The organism is Burkholderia sp. Bp9015 (assembly GCF_003853505.1).
Taxonomy (GTDB): Bacteria; Pseudomonadota; Gammaproteobacteria; order Burkholderiales; family Burkholderiaceae; genus Burkholderia.
Genome location: NZ_QTPZ01000022.1, coordinates 35,700 through 58,483, shown reverse-complemented (window position 1 = coordinate 58,483; position 22,784 = coordinate 35,700). Strand labels below are relative to the sequence as shown.

Here is a 22,784-nt window from a genome sequence, read left to right as displayed (position 1 = left end):
CGCCGGTGCGCCATTGGTGCACTGCAGCGCATTCGTGATGCCCGCATTTCGGGCCGCATCCATTAGACGAATTCGTCTATTTCGCTTTGCTGAGCAATGCCCGCACGCGCGGAATTTTGTTTGTCGATATGGCACGAAATCCGCGTGATTTTTAGTGCTCCGGAGTAAACACGAAAGCAATCGAAAGGCGACTGAAAAGCGACGGTTCGCGAATCGAAGCATTCCTGAAAGGTGTGCACTGCACCGGCCATCGATCGAATATTTCCAAATTTTTCAAAGCCGACCCGCTCGCGTATATTGGCCGGCGCCTCGGCTTATCGGCCGCAATCGAGGCGGGGGGCGGCTCACCCGGCTGCTCGACACAAAAAAACATTCGAGAGAAGGAAAGCAACGATGCCAGCGAGCAAAGCGAAGCTGTTGTTGGGAGTTGTGTTCTCTTCGCTGATTCTGACGGCCTGCAACGACGACGTGACCCCGTCCTCGGCAGCAGATACCGACAATTCAGCCGATCCCGCCGCTCAGGTGGACAGGCCGTACAACGATCCCAACAGTTATTCATCGAGCGCGAGCGCGTCGCTCGACGCGTCCGCCGCGGTCGAAAAGGCCGCCGTCACCCATCACCAGATCACGCTGAACGGCAAGACGATTCGCTACACGGCCACCGCCGGCCATCTCGTCGCGCGCAATCCGCAGACGGGCGCGCCCGAAGCCTCGTTCTTCTACATCGCGTACACCGCGGACAACCAGCCCGCGGCGAAGCGGCCCGTCACGTTCCTGTACAACGGCGGCCCCGGTTCCGCATCGGTGTGGCTGCATCTCGGCTCGTTCGGTCCGAAGCGGATCCAGACGGGCGACCCGAACGCGAATACCTCGACGTTCCCGTTCGTCGACAACGCGGAAAGCCTGCTCGATACGACCGACCTCGTGTTCGTCGATGCGATCGGGACCGGCTTCTCGGAGGCGATCGCGCCGAACACGAACCAGACGTTCTGGGGTGTCGACCAGGACGGCGGCGCGTTCCGCGACTTCGTGATGCGCTACATCGCCGTGAACCAGCGCAACGATTCGCCGAAATACCTGTTCGGCGAGTCGTACGGCACGCCGCGCACCGACGTGCTCGCGAACCTGCTCGAGACGGCCGGCGTGAAGCTCGACGGCATCGTGCTGCAGTCGTCGATCCTGAACTACAACGCGAACTGCGACATGGCGAGCGACTATGTCGGCAACTCGAACAACGGGGCGAGCCCGGTGAGCTGCGCGGGCTTCGTGCCGTCCTACGGCACCGTCGGCGCGTACTACCAGCTCGACAATCCGAACCCGTCGAGCCTGCCGCAGTACGCGGACCAGATGCGCCGGCTGACGGCCGGCAGCTACACGCCCGCCGTGAACGCCTATCTCGCGAGCCACACGCCGCCTGCGCCTGCGCTCGTCACGACGATGGTGAATTCGACCGGCGTGAAGCAGTCGCTGTGGAATGCTGACTTCAACGTGGTCCCGACCTTCTTCGACAACAGCTTCCAGGTGGCGCTGATCCCGGGCACGCTGATCGGCCGCTACGACGCACGCGTGAACGTGCCGTCGTCGAGCCCGCTCGCGGCGGACGGGGACCCGTCGAGCACGTTCATCACGAAGCCGTTCACCGACACGATCGGCAACTACCTGCCGAACGTGCTGAAGTACAGCGCGCAGTCGGCGTATTCGCTCAGCAGCAATGCGATCGAGACCTGGGACTGGACGCACGACGGCCTCGCGATGCCCGACACGATTCCCGATCTCGCGGCTGCGCTGACGCTGAATCCGTCGCTGAAGGTGCTGTCGCTGAACGGGTATCACGACATCGCGACGCCGTTCTACCAGACCGAGCTCGACCTCGCGCGGCTCGGCACGCAACCGAACCTGACGATCAAGGACTATCAGGGTGGACACATGGTCTATCTCGACGATACGTCGCGTCCGCAGGAGAAAGCCGACCTCGTGACTTTCTACAACGCGGCCGCGCACTGATGCGATGTGCGGGCCTGGCGACGCGCGCCCGCGGCGGCGCCGTTCGCCGGCCGTCGACGACCTCATTCCAGACTGGAGCCTGACATGAAGAAACGTTTCATCGTCGTTGCCGCGGCGCTCGCATGCGCCGGGGTTGCAGCATCCGCATCGGTGTCCGCGTTCGCTCAGGCGAGCGACGCCGCCACCCCGGCGCGCGCGCGCCAGGCGCAGCTCGGCGATCCATACGTGCCGCCGGCCGCGCGCAAGCCGACCGCCGGCACGCAGACGACGGGCGCCGCGCTGCACGCGCAGGTGGTGCGCAAGCTCGCGCGGCAGTTCGGCGCGGCCGACACGCAGAACACCGGCTCGATCACCGAAGCGCAGGCGCGCGCGGCCGGCCTCGGCTACGTCGCGAACCACTTCCGGCAGATCGACGCGAACGGTAGCGGCCGCGTGTCGTTCTCCGACGTGCAGCGCTACATGCAGGCGCGCAGCACGAACCAGCAGTAAGCGCGCCGCGCGCGGATAACGGGGGCGGGACCCGCAACGTGTCGGGTTCCGCCCCCGTGCGCATGGCGCGGCGGTTCCGCGCCGAATGCCGCGGCTTCCGTCGCTTTTCTCATTATCTGGACAACGCACTCAAATATTGGAGGCGAGTGCGTGCGCTCCTACAATCCGAAGCACATCGACAGCTTCGGACCCACGCATCGCGCGGCGCCCGACGCACACGGAGACACCTTCCATGACGTTCGCCGGGCGCTTTCCTCGGTGCATCGACCGCCGCGTTGCCGCGACGCCGGACTTCGTTCCGGCCTCGCGACAGCGGCTAGACCGATTCCGCTGAAGAAGCCCGTTCCATGACCAAGATGCCCGATACCCTTGCTCTCGACGCCCGGCGCGCGACGCCGGACGATGCGCCGCTGACCGACAGCATCGGCGCGACCAGCACGCCGCTCGACCTCGCCGCGCAGCAGGCCGGCACGCAGACGCTGCTGCGCGGCCTCGCGATCCTCGAAGCGATCGCGAACGGCGCGCGCGACATGCGCGCGATCGGCGCCGCGCTCGGCACGACGCGCAGCACGACGCACCGTCTCGTCAGCAGCCTCGTGCAGGCGCGCTACCTGCGCCAGGTGCAGGGCGGCTACCTGCTCGGCCCGAAGCTGATCGAACTCGGCACGATCGCGCTCGAGCAGATGCCGCTCACGGCGGTTGCACGGCCGCACCTCGAGGCGCTCGCCGAAGCGACGCTCGACACGATCCACCTCGGTGTGCGCGACGGCGACGACGTGCTGTACATCGACAAGATTCCCGGCACGCGCGGCCTCGAGATGCGTTCGCGTGTCGGCCACCGGATGCCGCTCGCGTCGACCGGCATCGGCAAGGCGATGATGCTCGACCTCGATCCGGACCGGTGGCGCTCGCTGTTCGAAGCCGCGCGGCGCGCGCTGGCCGGCGTCAATTTCAAGCCGGACAACCGGCCCGAGACGAGCGCGTTCCTGCAGCGCATGGCGCATTACGCGGCCGGCGGCTACACGTTCGACCTCGAGGAAAACGAAGCATCGATCCGTTGCGTGGCCGCACCGATCCGCGACGCGTCGGGCGCGATCGTCGCCGCCGTATCGGTCGCGAGCACGATCCCGTACATGCCGCACGACCGGATGGACGAACTGATTCCGCTCGTGCAGCGCGAAGCGCGAGCCATTTCCGCGGAACTGGGCTGGAGCCCGCCGCAGGGTACCCGCAGGATCAAACGATGACCCACTCGACCCGGACCGCTCCGGACGCCAACACCGCCACCCCGTCGCTGATCGCGCTCGACTGGGGCACGACGTCGCTGCGCGCGTATCTGTTCGACGCGCACGGCGCGCTGCTCGACACGCGCAGCCGCGCGGCAGGCGTGATGCACGTGCCGGCCGGCGGCGCGCGTGCCTTCGACGTCGTGTTCGAGGAAGCGTGCGGCGACTGGCTCGACCGCGCGCCGGGCGTGCCGGTGCTGGCGGCCGGGATGGTCGGCAGCGCGCAGGGCTGGCGCGAGGCGCCGTACGTCGCGGTGCCGGCCGGCGCCGACGCGCTCGTCGCGGGGCTCGTCACGGTGACGACGGCGCGCGGCACGACGGTGTCGATCGTGCCGGGCGTGATCGCGACGGGCGAATTGCCCGACGTGATGCGCGGCGAAGAAACGCAGATATTCGGCGCACTCGCGAACGATCCGATGCTTGATGCCGATCGTTCAGGGGTACTGATCGGCTTGCCGGGCACGCATGCGAAGTGGGCATGGGTGAAGGACGGGCTCATCGAGCGCTTCCAGACTTTCATGACGGGCGAGCTGTTCGCGGCGCTGCGCGATCACACGATCCTCGGCCGCACGATGCGCGCGAGCGCGTCGCCAGATCGCGCGGCGTTCGCGCGCGGTGTCGCGGTGGCCCGCGGCGCGCAGCGCGCGGGGCTGCTCGCAACGATCTTCAGCACGCGCACGCTCGGCCTGACCGACCGGCTCGCGCCCGATGCGCAGGGCGACTATCTGTCCGGGCTGCTGATCGGCCATGAGCTGAACGCGCTCGACGCGATGCTCGCGGAGCGCGGTGTCGCGCTCGCGAACCAGCCGCTGCTGCTGATCGGCGACGACGGATTGTGCGCGCGCTACGTCGACGCGCTGAGCGTATTCGGCTGCACGCATGCACGCGTCGTCGCACAGGCGACCGAGCGCGGCATGTGGTGGATCGCGTCGCGTGCCGGACTCGTGCGCGCGGATGGCGAACCCGTCTGCGCCGACCAATGAACCGATTGAAGAGGAACCGCCGATGTCGTCCGACCTTACGCTGCCCGCGCCGTACACGCCGCACGCCGCGCTGATGCGCGCGTTCGACGCGTGCCCGCTGATCGCGATCATGCGCGGCATCGCGCCCGCGGAAGCTGTCGACCACGGCCTTGCGCTGCATGAAGCCGGCTTCCGGATCGTCGAGGTGCCGCTGAACTCGCCCGATCCGTTCGGCAGCATCGCGGCGCTGCGCCGCGCGCTGCCCGACGACATGATCGTCGGCGCGGGCACCGTGCTGCGCGCCGAATTCGTCGACCGCGTGCAGGACGCGGGCGGCACGCTGATCGTGATGCCGCACAGCGACGCGGCGGTGATCCGCCGCGCGCGCGAGCGCGGGCTCGCGAGCGCACCGGGCGTCGCGACGCCGACCGAGGCCTTCGCCGCGCTCGCGAACGGCGCCGACGTGCTGAAGATGTTCCCGGCCGAGCAGCTCGGCGTGCCCGTCGTGAAGGCGTGGCGCGCGGTGATCGACCGCGCGGTGCCGCTGCTTCCGGTCGGCGGGATTACGCCGGACAACATGCAGCCGTTCCTCGCGGCAGGCGCCAACGGCTTCGGCCTGGGTTCGGCGCTGTACCGGCCCGGCCAGTCGGCGGACACGACCGCGGCGAACGCACGCGCGTTCCAGGCCGGCCTGCGCGCGGCGCGCGGCGGAGCCGCATGATGGAACGCCTCGCGGGCAAGGTCGCGATGGTGACGGGCGCGGGCCGCGGGATCGGCGCTGCGATCGCGCAGGCGTTCGCGCGCGAGGGCGCGGCCGTCGCGCTCGTCGACCTCGACTTCGCGCAGGCGCAGCGCACGGCCGCGGCGATCACCGACGACATCGACGGCGCGCGCGTGCTGGCGCTGCATGCGGACGTCGCGCGGCAGGACTCGGTACGCGACGCGCTCGCGCAGACCGAAGCGGCTTTCGGCCCGCTCGACGTGCTGGTGAACAACGCGGGCATCAACGTGTTCGCCGATCCGCTGACGATGACGGACGACGACTGGCGCCGCTGCTTCGCGGTCGACCTCGACGGCGTGTGGCACGGCTGCCGCGCGGCGCTGCCGGGCATGGTCGAGCGCGGCCGCGGCAGCATCGTGAACATCGCGTCGACGCATGCGTTCCGGATCATCCCGGGCTGCTTTCCGTATCCGGTCGCGAAACACGGCGTGCTGGGCCTCACGCGTGCGCTTGGCATCGAATACGCGGCGCGCAACGTGCGCGTGAATGCGATCGCGCCCGGCTACATCGAGACGCAGCTCACGCGCGACTGGTGGGATGCGCAGGCCGACCCGGCCGCGGCGCGCGCCGAGACGCTCGCGCTGCAGCCGATGAAGCGGATCGGCAAACCGGAGGAAGTCGCGATGACGGCCGTGTTCCTCGCGTCCGACGAGGCGCCGTTCATCAATGCCGCGTGCATCACCGTCGACGGCGGGCGCGCGGCGCTGTACCACGACTGACGCAACGATTCGACAGACCGCACGTGCGACGGCCGCGCGCACGCTGCGTCGAAACCAACAAGCGGCTGCATTCCGTTCGATGAAGACAAGGAGACACTGGAGATGAAACGCAGAACGTTCGTAACGCTGGCCGCCGCGGCCGCGGTGGTGATGGGAAGCCCGGTGGCGCACGCGGCCGACCCGGTCAAGATCGGCTTCCTCGTGAAGCAGCCGGAAGAGCCGTGGTTCCAGGACGAATGGAAGTTCGCCGAGATCGCGGCGAAGGACAAGGGCTTCACGCTCGTGAAGATCGGCGCGCCGTCGGGCGAGAAGGTGATGAGCGCGATCGACAACCTGTCCGCGCAGAAGGCGCAGGGCTTCATCATCTGCACGCCTGACGTGAAGCTCGGGCCGGGCATCGTCGCGAAGGCGAAGTCGCACAACCTGAAGATGATGACGGTCGACGACCGCCTCGTCGACGGCGCGGGCAAGCCGATCGAGGCGGTGCCGCACATGGGGATCTCCGCGTACAACATCGGCAAGCAGGTCGGCGACGGCATCGCGGCCGAGATCAAGAAGCGCGGCTGGAACATGAAGGACGTCGGCGCGATCGACATCACCTACGAGCAACTGCCGACCGCGCACGACCGCACGAGCGGCGCGACCGATGCGCTGGTGGCCGCCGGCTTTCCGAAGGCGAACGTGATCGCGGCGCCGCAGGCGAAGACCGATACCGAGAACGCGTTCAACGCGGCGAACATCGCGCTCACCAAGAACCCGCAGTTCAAGCACTGGGTCGCCTACGGCCTGAACGACGAGGCCGTGCTCGGCGCGGTGCGCGCGGCCGAAGGGCGCGGCTTCAAGGCGGACAACATGATCGGCATCGGCATCGGCGGTTCCGATTCGGCGTTGAACGAGTTCAAGAAGCCGCAGCCGACGGGCTTCTACGGCACCGTGATCATCAGCCCGAAGCGCCACGGCGAGGAAACCTCCGAGCTGATGTACACGTGGATCACGCAGGGCAAGGCGCCGGCGCCGCTCACGCTGACCACCGGCATGCTCGCGACGCGCGACAACGTGTCGAAGGTGCGCGAGGAGATGGGGCTTGCCTCGAAGTAAGCGGCACGCCGGCCGCCGCAGCGATGCGGCGGCCGGCGATCGATGGATCTGCAAGTGGGGAGACGACGTGTCAGCGGCACTGCGTTTTGACAATATCGGCAAGGTATTTCCCGGCGTGCGCGCACTCGACGGCATCTCGTTCGACGTGCACGCGGGCGAGGTGCATGGCCTGATGGGCGAGAACGGCGCGGGCAAGTCGACGCTGCTGAAGATTCTCGGCGGCGAATACCAGCCCGATGCGGGCAGCGTGCTGGTCGACGGCCAGCCCGTGCATTTCTCGAGTGCGGCCGCGTCGATCGCGGCCGGCATCGCGGTGATTCACCAGGAACTGCAGTACGTGCCCGACCTGACGGTCGCGGAGAACCTGCTGCTCGGCCGCCTGCCGAATGCGCTCGGCTGGGTGAGGAAGGGCGAGGCGAAGCGCCACGTGCGCGAGCGGCTCGCGGCGATGGGCGTCGATCTCGATCCGGATGCTAAGCTCGGCCGGCTGTCGATCGCGCAGCGGCAGATGGTCGAGATCTGCAAGGCGCTGATGCGCAATGCGCGCGTGATCGCGCTCGACGAGCCGACGAGCTCGCTGTCGCATCGCGAGACCGAGGTGCTGTTCAAGCTCGTCGACGACCTGCGCGCGCAGGGCCGCGCGCTGATCTACATCTCGCACCGGATGGACGAGATCTACCGGCTGTGCGATGCGTGCACGATCTTTCGCGACGGGCGCAAGATCGCGTCGCACGAATCGCTCGCCGACGTGCCGCGCGAGCGGCTGGTCGCCGAGATGGTCGGGCGCGAAATTTCGGATATCTACCATTACGCGCCGCGCGCGCTCGGCGACGTGCGGTTGTCGGCGGAAGGCGTCGATGGCCCGGCGCTGCGCGAACCCGCGAGCTTCTCGGTGCGCGCGGGCGAGATCGTCGGGTTCTTCGGCCTCGTCGGCGCGGGACGCAGCGAGCTGATGCGGCTCGTGTACGGCGCCGACCGCCGGCGCGCGGGCACGCTGACGCTCGACGGCCGGCGTATCGACGTGAAGCGCACCGGCGACGCGATCCGTCACGGCATCGTGCTGTGTCCGGAAGACCGCAAGGAGGAAGGGATCATCGCGATGGCGTCGGTCGCGGAGAACATCAACATCAGCTGCCGCCGTCATTCGCTGCGTGCGGGCCTGTTCATCGACCGCAAGACCGAGAGCGAAACGGCCGACCGCTTCATCCAGCGGCTGAAGATCAAGACGCCGAACCGGCGGCAGAAGATCCGCTTCCTGTCGGGCGGCAACCAGCAGAAGGCGATCCTGTCGCGCTGGCTCGCGGAGCCCGACCTGAAGGTCGTGATCCTCGACGAGCCGACGCGCGGCATCGACGTCGGCGCGAAGCACGAGATCTACGACGTGATCTACCGGCTCGCGGAGCGCGGCTGCGCGATCGTGATGGTGTCGTCGGAGCTGCCGGAAGTGCTCGGCGTGTCCGACCGCATCGTCGTGATGCGCGAAGGGCGGATCGCGGGCGAGCTGCCGCGCGAACGGGCGAACGAGCATGCGGTGCTGAGCCTCGCGCTGCCGCAGACGAGCGTCGTCGAGGCGGCTGACGCAGTGTGAGGTCGCCGCGGGCGACGCAGGACATTCGAATCGATCACGCGCGGCGCGGGCCGCGCGATGCAGGAGCAGGAGACACAACCATGCAAGTCAGGGAAAACCTCGCCAGCGCAGCCGTGAAGCCGTCGGCCGACGCGCTGGTTCCGCAGCAGAGCGACCGCCAGAAGTGGTGGCAGCACCTCACCGAATACAGCCTCATTGCGATCTTCGCGGTGATGTTCTTGACGATGTCGCTGACGGTCGATCACTTCTTCTCGATCGACAACATGCTCGGCCTCGCGCTGTCGATCTCGCAGATCGGGATGGTCGCGTGCACGATGATGTTCTGTCTGGCGTCGCGCGACTTCGACCTGTCGATCGGCTCGACCGTCGCGTTCTCGGGCGTGCTGTGCGCGATGGTGCTGAACGCGACCGACAACACGTTCGTCGCGATCGTCGCGGCGGTCGCGGCAGGCGCCGCGATCGGCTTCGTGAACGGCGCGGTGATCGCGTACCTGCGCATCAACGCGCTGATCACGACGCTCGCGACGATGGAAATCGTGCGCGGGCTCGGCTTCATCGTGTCGAAGGGGCAGGCGGTCGGCGTGTCGTCGGATACCTTCATCGCGCTCGGCGGGCTCACGCTCTTCGGCGTGTCGCTGCCGATCTGGGTCACGCTGCTGTGCTTCATCGTGTTCGGCGTGCTGCTGAACCAGACCGTGTACGGCCGCAACACGCTCGCGATCGGCGGCAACCCCGAGGCGTCGCGTCTCGCGGGGATCAACGTCGAACGCACGCGCGTGTACATCTTCCTGATCCAGGGCGCGGTGACGGCGCTCGCCGGCGTGATCCTCGCGTCGCGCATCACGTCGGGCCAGCCGAACGCCGCGCAGGGCTTCGAGCTGAACGTGATCTCCGCGTGCGTGCTCGGCGGCGTGTCGCTGATGGGCGGCCGCGCGACGATCTCGGGCGTCGTGATCGGCGTGCTGATCATGGGCACCGTCGAGAACGTGATGAACCTGCTGAACATCGACGCGTTCTACCAGTACCTGGTGCGCGGCGCGATCCTGCTCGCGGCCGTGCTGCTCGACCAGCTGAAGAACCGCGGCGTACGCGACTGACCGATTCCACGGAGACGATTCGCATGACCATCGAAACTTCCGCGCCGGATCCGCGCGCCGCGAGCGACGCGCGTTATGCGCGCTACCCGAGCCTCGAGGATCGCGCGGTGCTGATCACGGGCGGCGCGACCGGCATCGGCGCGGCGTTCGTCGAGCACTTCGCGCGGCAGGGCGCGCGCGTGGCGTTCGTCGATCTCGACGCACAGGCGGGCCAGGCGCTCGCGGAAAGCCTCGCGCAGGCGCCGGACGTACGTCACGCGCCGCTGTTCCTCCCGTGCGACCTCACCGACATCGACGCGCTGCGCCATGCGATCGACACGATCCGCGTACGGATCGGCGCGATCGCGGTGCTCGTGAACAACGCGGCGAACGACACGCGCCACGCGATCGGCGACGTGACGCCCGCGTCGTTCGACGCGGGCATCGCGGTGAACCTGCGCCACCAGTTCTTCGCCGCGCAGGCGGTGATCGACGACATGAAGCAGCGCGGCGGCGGCGCGATCATCAATCTCGGCTCGATCAGCTGGATGCTGAAGAACGGCGGTTATCCCGTCTACGTGATGGCGAAGGCCGCCGTGCAGGGCCTCACCCGCGGGCTCGCGCGCGATCTCGGCCCGTTCGGGATCCGCGTGAATTCGCTGGTGCCCGGCTGGGTGATGACCGACAAGCAGCGCAGGCTGTGGCTCGACGACGCGGGCCGGGCGGCGATCAAGGCCGGCCAGTGCATCGACGCCGAGCTGCTGCCGGACGATCTCGCCCGGATGGCGCTGTTTCTCGCGGCCGACGACAGCCGGATGATCACCGCGCAGGACGTGGTGGTCGACGGCGGCTGGGCCTGATTGCCGATGTCCGTGTTCGCGCGGCACCGCGCGACGATCCGTATCGCTTCATCGACGAAGCAAAGGAGTTCACCATGACCGCCACGTCCTCGCGCGCATCGTCGTCGTCCACGAGCCAGTCGCGCCGTGCGCGCCTGGCTGCCGCCGCGCAGCCGGTCAGCGCCGGCCCGCAGACCGCCACGTTCGCGCAGGGCGTCGGCGCCGCGCATGCGGCGGGCGTCACGCTGTCGAACGCGGCGCTGCGGCTCGACGTGCTGCCCCACCTCGGCGGCGGCATCGCGCGCTTCGACTGGCGCGGCGACCACGGTGCGCTGGTACCGGTGTTCCGACGCTGCGAACACCCGGAGACGGCGACGGACCCGAACGCACTCGCGTGCTATCCGCTGCTGCCGTATTCGAACCGGATCGGCAACGGTCGCTTCGAATGCGACGGGCGCAGCGTCGCGGTGCCGCGCAACCGCCGCGACGAGCCGCTGCCGATCCACGGCGACGGCTGGCTCGCGCCGTGGCAGGTGGACGACGCGACCGACACCACGCTGCAGCTGTCGCTCGATCGCGCGAGCGGCGCGCCGTACGCGTTTCGTGCGATCCAGTCGTTCGCGCTCGACGACACGACGCTGTCGATCGCGCTGACGATCGAGAATGCTGGGCGCGCACGGCTGCCGTTCGGGCTCGGCTTGCACCCGTTCCTGGTGCGCGACGACGCGACCGAGCTGGCTGCGGCCGCGGGCGGCCTGTGGCTGTCGGGCGCGGATTTCCTGCCGGTGCGGCACGTGTGCGTGCCGCCGGCCTGGCAGTTCGGCGTCGCGTATCCGTTGCCGGCGACGCTCGTCAATCACGCGTTCACCGGCTGGGGCGGCCACGCGACGGTGAGCTGGCCGCGCCGCGGGCTGTTGCTGACGATCGCGGCCGACGCCGATGCGTACGTGCTCTATACGCCGCCCGGCGAGTCGTTCTTCTGCTTCGAGCCGGTCGATCATCCGATCAATGCGGTGAACCTGCCGGGCGGCGCGGCCGCGCACGGGATGACGCTGCTCGCGCCGGGCGAGCGGCTCACGCGGCGTTTCGCGTTCACCGTCGAGCGGGCCGATGCACGGGTCGACGCCGCCGTGCGCGAAGGCCGCCGGCGACGCGGGTAAAATACGCGGTCTATCAACGGTTTGCCGCGAGTATCCGCCATGTCTTCCCCGCTTACTTTCATCGAATCGCTGCGCGCCGCGTGGCAGCGCACGAATTCGCTGCTGTGCGTCGGCCTCGATCCCGAGCCGTCGCGTTTTCCCGTGCAGTTCGACGGCCAGCCCGACGCGATCTTCGAGTTCTGCCGGCAGATCGTCGACGCGACCGCGCAGTACGCGAGCGCGTTCAAGCCGCAGATCGCGTACTTCGCCGCGCATCGCGCGGAAGATCAGCTCGAGCGGCTGATCGCGCACATCCACCTCCAGCATCCGGGCCTGCCCGTGATCCTCGACGCGAAGCGCGGCGACATCGGCAGCACCGCCGAGCAGTACGCGCGCGAAGCGTTCGAGCGCTATCGCGCGGACGCGGTCACCGTGAACCCGTACATGGGCTACGACTCGGTCGAGCCGTACTTCGAGCATGAAGGCAAGGGCGTGATCGTGCTGTGCCGCACGTCGAACCCGGGCGGGTCGGACCTGCAGTTCCTCGAAACGGGTGGCCGGCCGCTGTACCAGGTCGTGGCCGACCTCGCGGCGAACAAGTGGAATGCGAAGAACGGCCAGCTCGGCCTCGTGGTCGGCGCGACGTTCCCGAAGGAGATCGAGATCGTGCGCGGGATCGTCGGCGACATGCCGCTCCTGATCCCCGGCATCGGCGCGCAGGGCGGCGACGTGCAGGCGACCGTCAACGCGGGCCGCACCGCCGACGGCAGCGGGATGATGATCAACTCGTCGCGCGCGATCCTGTACGCGAGCAAGGGCGAGGATTTCGCCGAAGCCGCCGCGCTCGCCGCGCAGAAGACGCGCGATACGATCAACGCGCATCGCTGAAATATCGCTGAGCCACAGGCCGCCCGCCCGGGCGGCCCTTCAATGCCGAACCCGCATCTGCGGGCCGCGCGCCTGCCTCGCGTGTTTGCCGTCCTGGCGCACGCGAACAACTTCCCGTCGCTTGCGCACCGCATGCCCGCGCCACAATCGCGCGATGCTGCCGCTTGTCATCGATCCGTCACCAGAATGTCATAAAAGGAGCGGCGCCATGCCCAAGCTGTCCCGACGTCTTCTGAGCGCGCTTGCCGCGTCGTTGTGCATGTCGTTCGCCCACGCGGCGGACCTGTCGCACTGGCCGGCGGACAGCGCGAAGGCGCTGAACGCGATGATCGCCGCGCACGCGAACCGCGGCGACTACGCGGTGTTCGACGCCGACAACACGACCTATCGCTACGATCTCGAGGAGTCGCTGCTGCCGTATCTCGAGAACCGCGGCGTGCTGACGCGCGACTCGCTCGATCCGTCGCTGAAGCTGATCCCGTTCAAGGATTCGGCCGACTACAAGGAGTCGCTGACGAGCTACTACTACCGGCTCTGCGAGATCGACGACCTGGTCTGCTACCCGTGGATCGCGCAGGCGTTCGCGGGGCTGTCGCTGGCCGACCTGAAGCGCCATGTCGACGCGATGCTCGCCGACGGCAAGCCGGTGCCGATCCGCTACTGGCAGGGCGACAAGGTCGTCGACGGCACCGCGAACCCGCCGCGCTTCTTCCGCGGCATGCAGGAGCTGTACAACGCGCTGCACGAGAACGGTATCGAGGTGTACGTGATGACCGCCGCGCACGAGGAGCTCGCGCGGCTTGTGCTGTCCGATCCGAAATACGGCTACAACGTGAAGCCGCAGAACGTGATCGGCGTGACGACGCTGCTGCGCGACCCGGCGACGGGCGCGCTGACCACGTCGCGGCTGCAGATCAAGGCCGGCAAGTACGACGAGGCCGCGAACCGCAATCTCGTGATCACGCCGTTCCTGATGAATCCGATGACGTGGTACGAAGGCAAGCTCGGCTCGATCGCCGGCTGGATCGACCAGTGGAAGAAGCCGGTGCTCGTCGCGGGCGACACGCCGAAATCCGACGGCTACATGCTGCTGAACGCGACCGACGTCGCGCGCGGCGGCGTGCGCGTGTGGGTGAACAAGAAGGACAAGCAGATGGCGCAGATCCGCGCATGGTCGGACGAATCGGCCGCGCAGCAGAAGGCGCTCGGCCTGCCGGTCACGGCGGACAAGAACTGGATCGTCGTGAAGCCCGACGCGATCCAGTAAGCGGCGAGGGGCGGCGGCCGCCCCTGCCGTCGCGCGGGGGAATCAGCCTTCGCGTTCGTCGAGCAGCTTGAGCAGCCCGCGCAGCGCATGCGCGGCCGCCTGCGTGCGGATCTGCTCGCGGTCGCCCTTGAACACGAGCGTTTCGACGTCGGTATGCAGCCGGTTGCTCCATGCGAACGACACGGTGCCGACCGGCTTCTTCTCGCTGCCGCCCGCCGGGCCGGCGATGCCGGTGACCGACAGCGCGACCTGCGCGCGGCTGTTGCGCAGCGCGCCCTCGGCCATCGCGCGCGCGACCGGCTCGCTGACGGCGCCGTGTTTCTCGATCAGGTCGGGCGGCACGCCGATCATCTCGATCTTGGCCTGGTTCGAGTAGGTGACGAAGCCGCGCTCGAACCACTGGCTGCTGCCGGAGATGTCGGTGATCGCGGCGGCGATCATGCCGCCCGTGCAGGATTCGGCGGTGGCGAGCGACAGGTGCTCGTCACGCAGCTTGTTGCCTGCGCGGATCGCAAGCTGATGGACGACGGAATCGGTTGGCATGCGCGTCGGGAAACGGGAGTCGGGAAATCGGTCAGCCGACGACGGAGCGCCAGAACGCGATCACGAGCAGCGTCATGAACGCGGCGATCAGGTCGTCGACCATGATGCCGAGCCCGCCTTTCACGCGACGGTCGAAATAGCGGATCGGCGGCGGCTTGAGCATGTCGAAGCAGCGGAACACGACGAACGCCCACAACTGGCCGATGAAGGTCGCGGGCGTGACGAACAGCATCACGAGCCAGATCGCGACGATCTCGTCCCAGACGACGGCGCCCGGATCGCTCGTGCCCATCCTGCGTGCGGTGAAACCGGTGACCCACGTGCCCGCCGCGAAACCGACCGCGATCAGCGCCCACCATTCGGGCACCGTCAGGTAGCGGTTGAGCACGACGAACGCGAGCCAGCCGAACAGCGTGCCGAACGTGCCGGGCATGAACGGCGCGAGCCCGCTGCCGAAGCCGAGCGACACGATGTGCGCCGGGTGCGACAGCATGAAGCGCACGGTGGCGCGCCGCGGCGCGTTGCGGGCGGCGCCTGGCGCGGCCGCGGATTGCGCGGTCGTCGGGTCAGTCTGCATGGAAGTGGTCGAAACCGTGCAACGTGAGAGTCAGGGGCGCGCCGGCGGCGTCGTGCCACGCGATCGCGGGCTGCTCCGACGGCGAGGACAACGCATGTATTGTACCGACTCGCGTGACCGGAACCCCGGCGCTCGCGCCCGCTGCCTCGACCGCGGCGCGGGCCGCGGCCGGCGCGGTGAAGCACAGCTCGTAGTCGTCGCCGCCGGCCAGCGTGCAGCTTCGCTGCACGTCGGGCGGCAGCGTCGCGAGCGCGGCCGAGCGCGGAACCGCGTCGGCGTCGATCTCGGCGCGCACGTTCGAGCGGGTCAGGATGTGCCGCAGGTCGCCGGCGAGGCCGTCCGAGATGTCGAGCGCCGCATGCGCGACGCCCGCGAGCGCGAGCCCGAGCGCAATGCGCGGCTCCGGGCGCTCGAGTGCCTGCCGGAACGCGGCGGCTTCGGCCGCGCCGGCGCTCCATTCGCCGCGCGCGAGCCCGAGCCCCGCGCGCGCGTCGCCGAGCGTGCCGGACACCCAGACGTCGTCGCCGTCGCGCGCGGCGTCGCGCCGCAGCGCCGCATCCGGCGCGACTTCGCCGAACACGGTCACGCACAGGTTCAGCGGCCCGCTCGTCGTGTCGCCGCCGATCAGCTCGCAGCCGAACCGCTCGGCGAGCGCGAACAGGCCGTTGCTGAACGCCTCGAGCCACGCCGCGTCGGCGCGCGGCAGCGCGCACGCGAGCGTGAACGCGCGCGGCTCGGCGCCCATCGCCGCGAGATCCGACAGGTTGACCGCGAGCGTCTTGTGGCCGAGCGCGTCGGGCGCGACGTCAGGGAAGAAGTGGCGGCCCTCGACCAGCATGTCCGTCGAAATGGCCAGCAATTTTCCGGATCGCGGCGCGATCAGCGCGCAATCGTCACCGATGCCGAGCGTCGACGCACGCGCCCCCCGGGCCGCGCGGCGCGCGAAGAAGCGATCGATCAGCGAAAACTCGGACAGGGCGGCTGGCACGGCGGAGGAACCCGGAAGCGGTGAAAGGAATGGCATTGTACGCAGCGAGCGGTGCCGTTCCTGCACCGTTCAGTACATTTATGTCGCGGCTGTCGCACCCGAATCGCCGGTCTGACGGCCTTCGATTGGCGCTACAATGCCGTCGAACAGTCATTCTAATCCGCCCGCCACGAGACACATGTCGACCCAAGCCTCCTCCAAAGCCAAGCTCCGCGAAGCCGCTCTCGACTATCACGAATTCCCGACTCCGGGGAAGATCGCGATCGCACCGACCAAGCAGATGATCAACCAGCGCGACCTCGCGCTCGCGTATTCGCCGGGTGTCGCGTATGCGTGCGAGGAGATCGTCGAGAACCCGCTGAACGCCGCGCGCTTCACCGCGCGCAGCAACCTGGTCGGCGTCGTCACGAACGGCACGGCGGTGCTGGGGCTCGGCAACATCGGCCCGCTCGCGTCGAAGCCGGTGATGGAAGGCAAGGCGGTACTGTTCAAGAAGTTCGCCGGCATCGACGTGTTCGACATCGAGCTGAACGAGTCGGACCCGCACAAGCTGGTCGACGTGATCGCCGCGCTGGAGCCGACCTTCGGCGGGATCAACCTGGAAGACATCAAGGCGCCGGACTGCTTCATCGTCGAGCGCGAAGCGCGCAAGCGGATGAAGATCCCGGTGTTCCACGACGACCAGCACGGCACCGCGATCGTCGTGGCCGCGGCCGTCACGAACGGCCTGAAGGTCGTCGGCAAGGACATCAAGAAGGTGAAACTCGTCGCGTCGGGCGCTGGCGCGGCCGCGCTGGCCTGCCTGGACCTGCTGGTCGACATCGGCCTGCCGCTCGAGAACATCACGGTGACCGACCTGGCCGGCGTGGTCTACAAGGGCCGCACCGAGCTGATGGATCCGGACAAGGAGCGTTTCGCCCGGGAAACCGAAGCCCGCACGCTGGCCGAGGTGATCGACGGCGCGGACATCTTCCTCGGCCTGTCGGCCGCCGGCGTGCTGAAGCAGGAGATGGTGAAGGGCATGGCCGAGCGCCCGCTGATCCTCGCGCTCGCGAACCCGACGCCGGAAATCCTGCCGGAACTGGCGCTCGAAGTGCGCCCCGACGCGATTCTCGCGACCGGCCGCACCGACTACCCGAACCAGGTCAACAACGTCCTGTGCTTCCCGTTCATCTTTCGCGGCGCGCTCGACGTCGGCGCGACGACGATCACGCGTGAAATGGAAATCGCGGCCGTCAACGCGATCGCCGAACTCGCGCAGCACGAGCAGAGCGACATCGTCGCGACTGCCTACGGGATCCAGGACCTGTCGTTCGGGCCCGAATACCTGATTCCGAAGCCGTTCGATCCGCGCCTGATCGTCAAGATCGCGCCGGCCGTCGCGCAGGCCGCGATGGACGGCGGCGTCGCGACGCGCCCGATCGAGGACATGGAAGCCTACAAGCAGCACCTGCAGCAATTCGTGTATCACAGCGGCACGACGATGAAGCCGATCTTCCAGCTCGCGCGCAGCGCGCCGGCGGAGAAGAAGCGGGTCGTGTTCGCGGAAGGCGAGGAAGAGCGCGTGCTGCGCGCCGTCCAGATCATCGTCGACGAGAAACTCGCGAAGCCGATCCTGATCGGCCGTCCGTCGGTGATCGAGCACCGTATCCAGCGTTACGGCCTGCGCCTCACGCCGGGTACCGACTTCACGGTCGTCAACACCGAGCACGACGAGCGCTACCGCGATTTCTGGCAGACGTACCACAAGATGATGGCGCGCAAGGGCATCAGCGAGCAGCTGGCCCGTGTCGAGATGCGCCGCCGCACGACGCTGATCGGCTCGATGCTGGTGAAGAAGGGCGAGGCGGACGGGATGATCTGCGGCACGATCAGCACCACGCACCGCCACCTGCACTTCATCGACCAGGTGATCGGCAAGCGCCCGGGCTGCAGCGTGTACGCGGCGATGAACGGCCTCGTGCTGCCGGGCCGCCAGATCTTCCTGGTCGACACGCACGTGAACGTGGATCCGACCCCGGAGCAACTCGCCGAGATCACGATCATGGCTGCCGAGGAAGTGCGCCGCTTCGGCATCGAACCGAAGGTCGCGCTGCTGTCGCACTCGAACTTCGGCACGAGCAACGCGCCTTCGGCGCAGAAGATGCGCGATACGCTCGCGATCCTGCAGGAACGTGCGCCGGAATTGAAGGTCGACGGCGAAATGCACGGCGACGTCGCGCTCGACGCGGCGCTGCGCAAGGAAATCCTGCCGGAATCGACGCTGGAAGGCGACGCGAACCTGCTGATCCTGCCGAACATCGATGCCGCGAACATCGCGTACAACCTGCTGAAGACGGCGGCCGGCAACAACATCGCGATCGGGCCGATCCTGCTGGGCGCGGCCCAGCCGGTGCACGTGCTGACCGAATCGGCGACCGTTCGCCGCATCGTCAACATGGCGGCGCTGCTGGTCGCCGACGTGAACGCCGCACGCTGAGCGGAATGAACGCGCGGCGCCGGTCGAACCGCTGCCGCGCGGCGGGCAAAATTGTAAACAAAAGCAAAAAGAGGCGTGCCCGCAATGGGCACGCCGCGGGCAGGGCGCAAACGCGCTTCCCATAAGCAACAGCGGCATCTCTCCCCCTAGGCTAGCGAGCGTGGCAAGGAGGCAGGTCTTGCCATGCGAGAGATGCCGCGGATATTTTATCTCATGTAAGATAAATGTAGTCTTTTTTCGGTGAAAAATGCGCGATTCCGGGCGGAGCCAGCCTTTCGGTTCCCAAACGAACATTGATTCGCGCGGACAATAGCGCTACGCTAACGCCTTTGGTTGGTCGTCAACTACTTGATTTAACAGCGGGAACCCTGGTTCATGGCACGCAAGTGGCTCCGCAACGGCGCGCTCGCGTCCGTCTTCGCGATGTTCGCGATGGGTATCGTCGGTACACCGACGGGCAGTCTGGTTTCCGCCGCTTTCGCACGGCAGGCCGTTTCGGCCGACCTGGCCGTCGGCGGGGTCGATACGATCCCGACCGCCCGCCTGCCGCGCGAGGCCGTGACCACGCTTGGCCTGATCGGCGCCGGTGGCCCCTATCCGTACGAGAAGGACGGCGTCGTCTTCGGCAACCGCGAGCGGATCCTGCCGAAGGCGAAGCGCGGCTACTACCACGAGTACACGGTGCCGACGCCGCGCGCGCGCAATCGCGGCGCGCGCCGGATCGTCTGTGGCGGGCCATTGCGCCGGATCGACAACTGTTATTACACGGACGACCACTACAACAGTTTTAAACGTATTGTTGAATGACTTCGGGATGAACGGCATGAGCGACTCCATCTACGCGCACGATACGGCGGCGGCGGAACTGTTCGCGGCCGGCGACGGCAACCTGTTTCAGCGCGTGATCCAACTTCACGCGGCGGCACAGGCAGGCGTCGCGGCGGAGCAACAGGAAGCCGAGCCCGGGCTTTCATCGAACGAGGAGCCTATGAGCCTTTTCACGACCGTGCGACCCAATCTCGTGCAGTCGATCCGCGCGTTCCGCGTGCAGGATCTCGCCGACGAAGCCGGCCGGCTCGGCCAGCATTTCCTGTACGCGTATTGCGGTGCCGCGCAGTCGAAGCAGGAAGTGATGGAGACGATCGCGACGTCGTTCCTGTTTCCGAAGCATTTCGGCAAGAACTACGACGCGCTGTACGACTGCCTGACCGACCTCGTCGCGAAGGCCGGCGCGCAGCCAGGTTTCGTGATCGTTCTCGAAGGGTTGCCGATCGCGCAGAAATTCGACAAGGAAGGGCGCGAGACGCTGCTCGACGTGTTCCGCGAAGCCGCCGAGTTCTGGGCCGAGCGCAAGGTCGCGTTCCGCGTGTTCTATTCGTTCGCGTAAAGCGCGGATCCACTGGCCGCCCGAGCGCGGCCGATTCGGCAAAAAGCCCGCATCGCGCGGGCTTTTTTGCGTCTGCGTTCCGGCCGATGGGCGCCGGGAAGTCACGCGCGGCGTCGGTCCGAACGTGCGTCAGGCATCGGGCCGGCGTCGGTCGTTTCGGGCGCATGCCACGCCGGCCGCGCCCCGACGCATCACCATCCGCCCCAGCGCGCGGCCAGCGCCGCCAGCACGGCCGCGCCGGCCGTCTCGGTGCGCAGCACGCGCGGGCCGAGCGACAACGCGGTGAACCCGTGCGCGCGGGCCGCGTGTTCCTCGTCGGGCGACAGCCCGCCTTCGGGCCCGATCAGCAGCGTGACGGCCGCCGCGGGCGGCGCGTCGGGCAGCGACGCAAACGGGATGCTCGCGCGCGGCGACAGCAGCAACCGCAGCTCGCCGTCGGCCGGCGCGGCCGGCAGCGTATCGAGCCACGCGCCGAAGCCGCGTACCGGCGCGACGTCGGGCACGCGGTTGCGCCCGCATTGCTCGCACGACGCGCGCACGACGCCGCGCCAGTGCGCGACGCGCTTGTCCGCGCGCTCGCCGGACAGTTTCACGACGCCGCGCGCCGTCGACAGCGGCACGACCGCCGCGACGCCGAGCTCGACGGCCTTCTCGATCACCCAGTCCATCTTGTCGCCGCCGGCGATGCCTTGCGCCAGCGTCACGCGATAGGGCGGCTCGGCCTCGGCCGGATCGAACCCTTCGAGCTGCGCGAGCGCGCCGCGCTTGTCGATCTCGACGAGCCGCGCGCGGTACTGGCCGCCGCTGCCGTCGAACAGCGCGAGCGCGTCGCCGGGCTGCAGCCGCAGCACTTGCGCGTGCCGCGCGACGTCGGCCGGCAACGCGAGCGTCGTATCGGCGCGCAGCGCCGCTTCGACGAAGAAACGCGGCACGGCCGCGGTGGTGGTGGCTTCACTCATGCGTATCGCGGCTCCGTTCATGCAGCCAGGCGGCGCGCGAGCGCCCAGCGGTAGCCGTCGAGATCCTCGATCTGGGCGAAGCGGTCGCCCCAGAACTGATCTTGCGGCGAGGTCAGCGATTGCGCGCCCGCGTCGAGCGCGCGCTGCCAGGTTGCGTCGACGTCGTCGACATACAGGTAGAAAGACTGCGGAGCGGTTGCGTGCGCACTCTTCGGCGTGAGCGCGATCGAGCCGAATGCGCCTTCGGGCGCGAACATCACGATCAGCTGCCCGCGGTAGGTCATCTCGACGTGCATGATCGCGCCGTCCTCGTCGAGGACGTCGCGCAATTCGAAGCCGAAAGCGGCCTTGAAGAACTCGATGGTCGCGTGCGCATTGCGCACGGCCAGGTAAGGCGTCAACCAAGGCACGTTGGCCGGACGTGGATCGGTCATGAAATCTCCTGTCGAACGGGGTTGGCGCTTGAGCGGTGACTCCGGTCCCATGCTTTGCAGTCCAACGGATATTGGCGCGCGGGTGCCCGGGGCGGCACCGCGCCGGGCAGAGGATACGCAGGCGGGCCGCCTGCGTCGCGCCGGGCCCGCGCGTGGCGGGTCGGGCGCGCGAGAAAGCGCGGCCCGCCCGCGGAGCGATGCGTCCGCCCGGAAGCTCAGCGGCGAACGCCCAGTGTATCGCGCAGCGCGCGCGGCAGGGCAAAGAGGGCCGCATGGAGTCGCGCGTCGTAGTAGCGCAAGCCCTGCACGCGGCGTGCGGCGAGCCGTTCGTCGATGTCGTGAGCAAACAGAGCGGCCGCGTCGAGCGTGTCGCTCGCGATCGCCATCAGCCACTGGGATCCGTACAGCGGCACGTGCGCGGACAGCGGATCGACGACCGCGAAGCTCGCGCGCAGGTCGTCGAGCAGCGCGGCGATGCGCGCCGTGTGGAACACCGGCGAGCCGAGATGCATCGAGATCGCGCCGCACGGCGTGAGGATCCGCTTGAGCCGCGCGTAGAACTCGCGCGTATAGAGGCCGGCCGCCGGCGAGTCGGGCGGCGTGAGGTCGAACACGACGAGATCGAAATGCTCGACGGTCGACGCGACGAAATGCGCGGCGTCGCCGATCACGATCGCGACGCGCGGGTCGTCGAGCGCGCCCTGGTGCACGTCGTCGAGATAGCGGCGCGCCATGCCGACGACCTCGTCGTCGAGCTCCGCGACGACGATCCGCTCGATGCACGCGTGCTTGAGCAGCTGACGCGCGGCACCGCCGTCGCCCCCGCCGAGCACGAGCGCCTTCCTCGGGCACGGGTGCGCGAGCGCGGCCGGGTGCGTCATGCACTCGTGGTACACGTATTCGTCGCCGACCGACGTCATCGGCCGGCCGTCCAGCGTGAACAGGCGGCCGAGCTGCGGGGTTTCCCAGACCTCGATGTGCTGGTGCGGCGACGCGACGTGCGCGAGCCGGCGGGCGTTCGGGAAGCCGTACGCGACGTCGGGCGTGGGATGGAAGAGAAGGGTCGTGTTCACGGGCGGGCCGCTCGGGCAGACAGTTCCGACGTCTGAATTATAGGAGGCGGGCGGTTTGGCGGAAAACCGTGCCGGAACACTACGCGCCGACAAGGGAAATGTCAGCCCATCTGTTAAAATGACGAGCTTTGCAGCCCCGTCCGTAGGCTCCGTCCGCTTCGCGTCCGTCAGGCGCCGCACTGCGCGCCGGGAACGATTGACGCTCGAG

Annotated in this window: 22 protein-coding genes; 16 read left to right on the top strand and 6 right to left on the bottom strand. The window is 68.3% G+C overall.

The window, feature by feature from the left end:
• Positions 1-393 precede the first annotated feature (393 nt).
• The 13 genes from DIE12_RS22835 (at position 394) to DIE12_RS22770 (ending at position 14,136) form a co-directional block, all read left to right on the top strand.
• Positions 394-2,004 carry a S10 family peptidase gene (locus DIE12_RS22835; protein WP_124520268.1) on the top strand — a complete coding sequence of 537 codons (1,611 nt, stop codon included), beginning with the start codon at positions 394-396 and terminating at the stop codon, positions 2,002-2,004.
• Positions 2,005-2,088: 84 nt separating this feature from the next.
• On the top strand, positions 2,089-2,493 hold the full coding sequence (locus tag DIE12_RS22830; RefSeq protein ID WP_044844191.1) for a hypothetical protein: 405 nt from the start codon (positions 2,089-2,091) through the stop codon (positions 2,491-2,493).
• A gap of 347 nt (positions 2,494-2,840) precedes the next feature.
• Complete coding sequence (locus DIE12_RS22820; protein WP_044844190.1) at positions 2,841-3,740, top strand: IclR family transcriptional regulator; 900 nt, start codon at positions 2,841-2,843, stop codon at positions 3,738-3,740.
• Entirely contained in the window at positions 3,737-4,762 is a 1,026-nt protein-coding gene (locus tag DIE12_RS22815) for a 2-dehydro-3-deoxygalactonokinase (RefSeq protein ID WP_124519999.1), read from the top strand. The genes DIE12_RS22820 and DIE12_RS22815 overlap by 4 nt, the downstream gene beginning before the upstream one ends.
• Positions 4,763-4,784: 22 nt before the next feature.
• Positions 4,785-5,462, top strand: a complete 678-nt coding sequence (locus DIE12_RS22810; protein ID WP_044844188.1) for a 2-dehydro-3-deoxy-6-phosphogalactonate aldolase — start codon at positions 4,785-4,787, stop codon at positions 5,460-5,462.
• The gene (locus DIE12_RS22805) at positions 5,462-6,241 is read left to right on the top strand and encodes an SDR family oxidoreductase (RefSeq protein ID WP_124520043.1); all 780 of its coding nucleotides are present in this window, start codon (positions 5,462-5,464) and stop codon (positions 6,239-6,241) included. The genes DIE12_RS22810 and DIE12_RS22805 overlap by 1 nt, the downstream gene beginning before the upstream one ends.
• A gap of 102 nt (positions 6,242-6,343) precedes the next feature.
• Positions 6,344-7,339, top strand: a complete 996-nt coding sequence (locus DIE12_RS22800; RefSeq protein WP_044844187.1) for an arabinose ABC transporter substrate-binding protein — start codon at positions 6,344-6,346, stop codon at positions 7,337-7,339.
• 67 nt (positions 7,340-7,406) lie between these two features.
• Complete coding sequence (araG, locus tag DIE12_RS22795) at positions 7,407-8,927, top strand: L-arabinose ABC transporter ATP-binding protein AraG (protein WP_044844186.1); 1,521 nt, start codon at positions 7,407-7,409, stop codon at positions 8,925-8,927.
• A gap of 80 nt (positions 8,928-9,007) precedes the next feature.
• Positions 9,008-10,024 (top strand): L-arabinose ABC transporter permease AraH, encoded by a 1,017-nt coding sequence (araH, locus tag DIE12_RS22790; RefSeq protein WP_044844185.1) that lies wholly within the window; start codon positions 9,008-9,010, stop codon positions 10,022-10,024.
• Between the two features lie 23 nt (positions 10,025-10,047).
• Complete coding sequence (locus DIE12_RS22785; protein WP_124488247.1) at positions 10,048-10,863, top strand: SDR family NAD(P)-dependent oxidoreductase; 816 nt, start codon at positions 10,048-10,050, stop codon at positions 10,861-10,863.
• Positions 10,864-10,937: 74 nt separating this feature from the next.
• Positions 10,938-12,002 carry an aldose 1-epimerase gene (locus DIE12_RS22780; protein ID WP_124519997.1) on the top strand — a complete coding sequence of 355 codons (1,065 nt, stop codon included), beginning with the start codon at positions 10,938-10,940 and terminating at the stop codon, positions 12,000-12,002.
• A 39-nt stretch (positions 12,003-12,041) separates the two neighbouring features.
• Complete coding sequence (pyrF, locus tag DIE12_RS22775; RefSeq protein WP_124488249.1) at positions 12,042-12,869, top strand: orotidine-5'-phosphate decarboxylase; 828 nt, start codon at positions 12,042-12,044, stop codon at positions 12,867-12,869.
• Positions 12,870-13,077: 208 nt separating this feature from the next.
• Entirely contained in the window at positions 13,078-14,136 is a 1,059-nt protein-coding gene (locus DIE12_RS22770) for a haloacid dehalogenase-like hydrolase (protein WP_124519995.1), read from the top strand.
• Positions 14,137-14,178: 42 nt separating this feature from the next.
• Here DIE12_RS22770 and DIE12_RS22765 read toward each other — a convergent pair whose 3' ends face one another.
• The 3 genes from DIE12_RS22765 to thiL are packed head-to-tail and all read right to left on the bottom strand — an operon-like array spanning position 14,179 to position 16,280.
• Positions 14,179-14,679, bottom strand: a complete 501-nt coding sequence (locus tag DIE12_RS22765) for a CinA family protein (RefSeq protein ID WP_044844180.1) — start codon at positions 14,677-14,679, stop codon at positions 14,179-14,181.
• A 31-nt stretch (positions 14,680-14,710) separates the two neighbouring features.
• Positions 14,711-15,256 carry a phosphatidylglycerophosphatase A gene (locus DIE12_RS22760; RefSeq protein ID WP_124488251.1) on the bottom strand — a complete coding sequence of 182 codons (546 nt, stop codon included), beginning with the start codon at positions 15,254-15,256 and terminating at the stop codon, positions 14,711-14,713.
• Positions 15,246-16,280, bottom strand: coding sequence for a thiamine-phosphate kinase (thiL, locus tag DIE12_RS22755; RefSeq protein WP_124519993.1), 1,035 nt, complete (start codon positions 16,278-16,280; stop codon positions 15,246-15,248). The genes DIE12_RS22760 and thiL overlap by 11 nt, the downstream gene beginning before the upstream one ends.
• Positions 16,281-16,380: 100 nt before the next feature.
• On the opposite strand from thiL, the gene DIE12_RS22750 reads away from it, so the two are divergent.
• The 3 genes from DIE12_RS22750 (at position 16,381) to DIE12_RS22740 (ending at position 20,110) form a co-directional block, all read left to right on the top strand.
• On the top strand, positions 16,381-18,723 hold the full coding sequence (locus tag DIE12_RS22750; RefSeq protein WP_311766318.1) for an NADP-dependent malic enzyme: 2,343 nt from the start codon (positions 16,381-16,383) through the stop codon (positions 18,721-18,723).
• Between the two features lie 375 nt (positions 18,724-19,098).
• Positions 19,099-19,530, top strand: a complete 432-nt coding sequence (locus DIE12_RS22745; protein WP_124519991.1) for a ribonuclease — start codon at positions 19,099-19,101, stop codon at positions 19,528-19,530.
• A 16-nt stretch (positions 19,531-19,546) separates the two neighbouring features.
• Positions 19,547-20,110, top strand: a complete 564-nt coding sequence (locus DIE12_RS22740) for a barstar family protein (RefSeq protein ID WP_044844247.1) — start codon at positions 19,547-19,549, stop codon at positions 20,108-20,110.
• A gap of 191 nt (positions 20,111-20,301) precedes the next feature.
• On the opposite strand, the gene DIE12_RS22735 is transcribed toward DIE12_RS22740, so the two are convergent.
• The 3 genes from DIE12_RS22735 to speE form a co-directional block, all read right to left on the bottom strand.
• On the bottom strand, positions 20,302-21,069 hold the full coding sequence (locus DIE12_RS22735; protein ID WP_124519989.1) for a 16S rRNA (uracil(1498)-N(3))-methyltransferase: 768 nt from the start codon (positions 21,067-21,069) through the stop codon (positions 20,302-20,304).
• Positions 21,070-21,086: 17 nt separating this feature from the next.
• On the bottom strand, positions 21,087-21,503 hold the full coding sequence (locus DIE12_RS22730; RefSeq protein ID WP_044844175.1) for a glyoxalase/bleomycin resistance/extradiol dioxygenase family protein: 417 nt from the start codon (positions 21,501-21,503) through the stop codon (positions 21,087-21,089).
• 215 nt (positions 21,504-21,718) lie between these two features.
• Positions 21,719-22,576: a polyamine aminopropyltransferase gene (speE, locus tag DIE12_RS22725; protein WP_044844174.1), complete on the bottom strand. Its 858-nt coding sequence runs from the start codon at positions 22,574-22,576 to the stop codon at positions 21,719-21,721.
• Positions 22,577-22,784 lie beyond the last annotated feature (208 nt).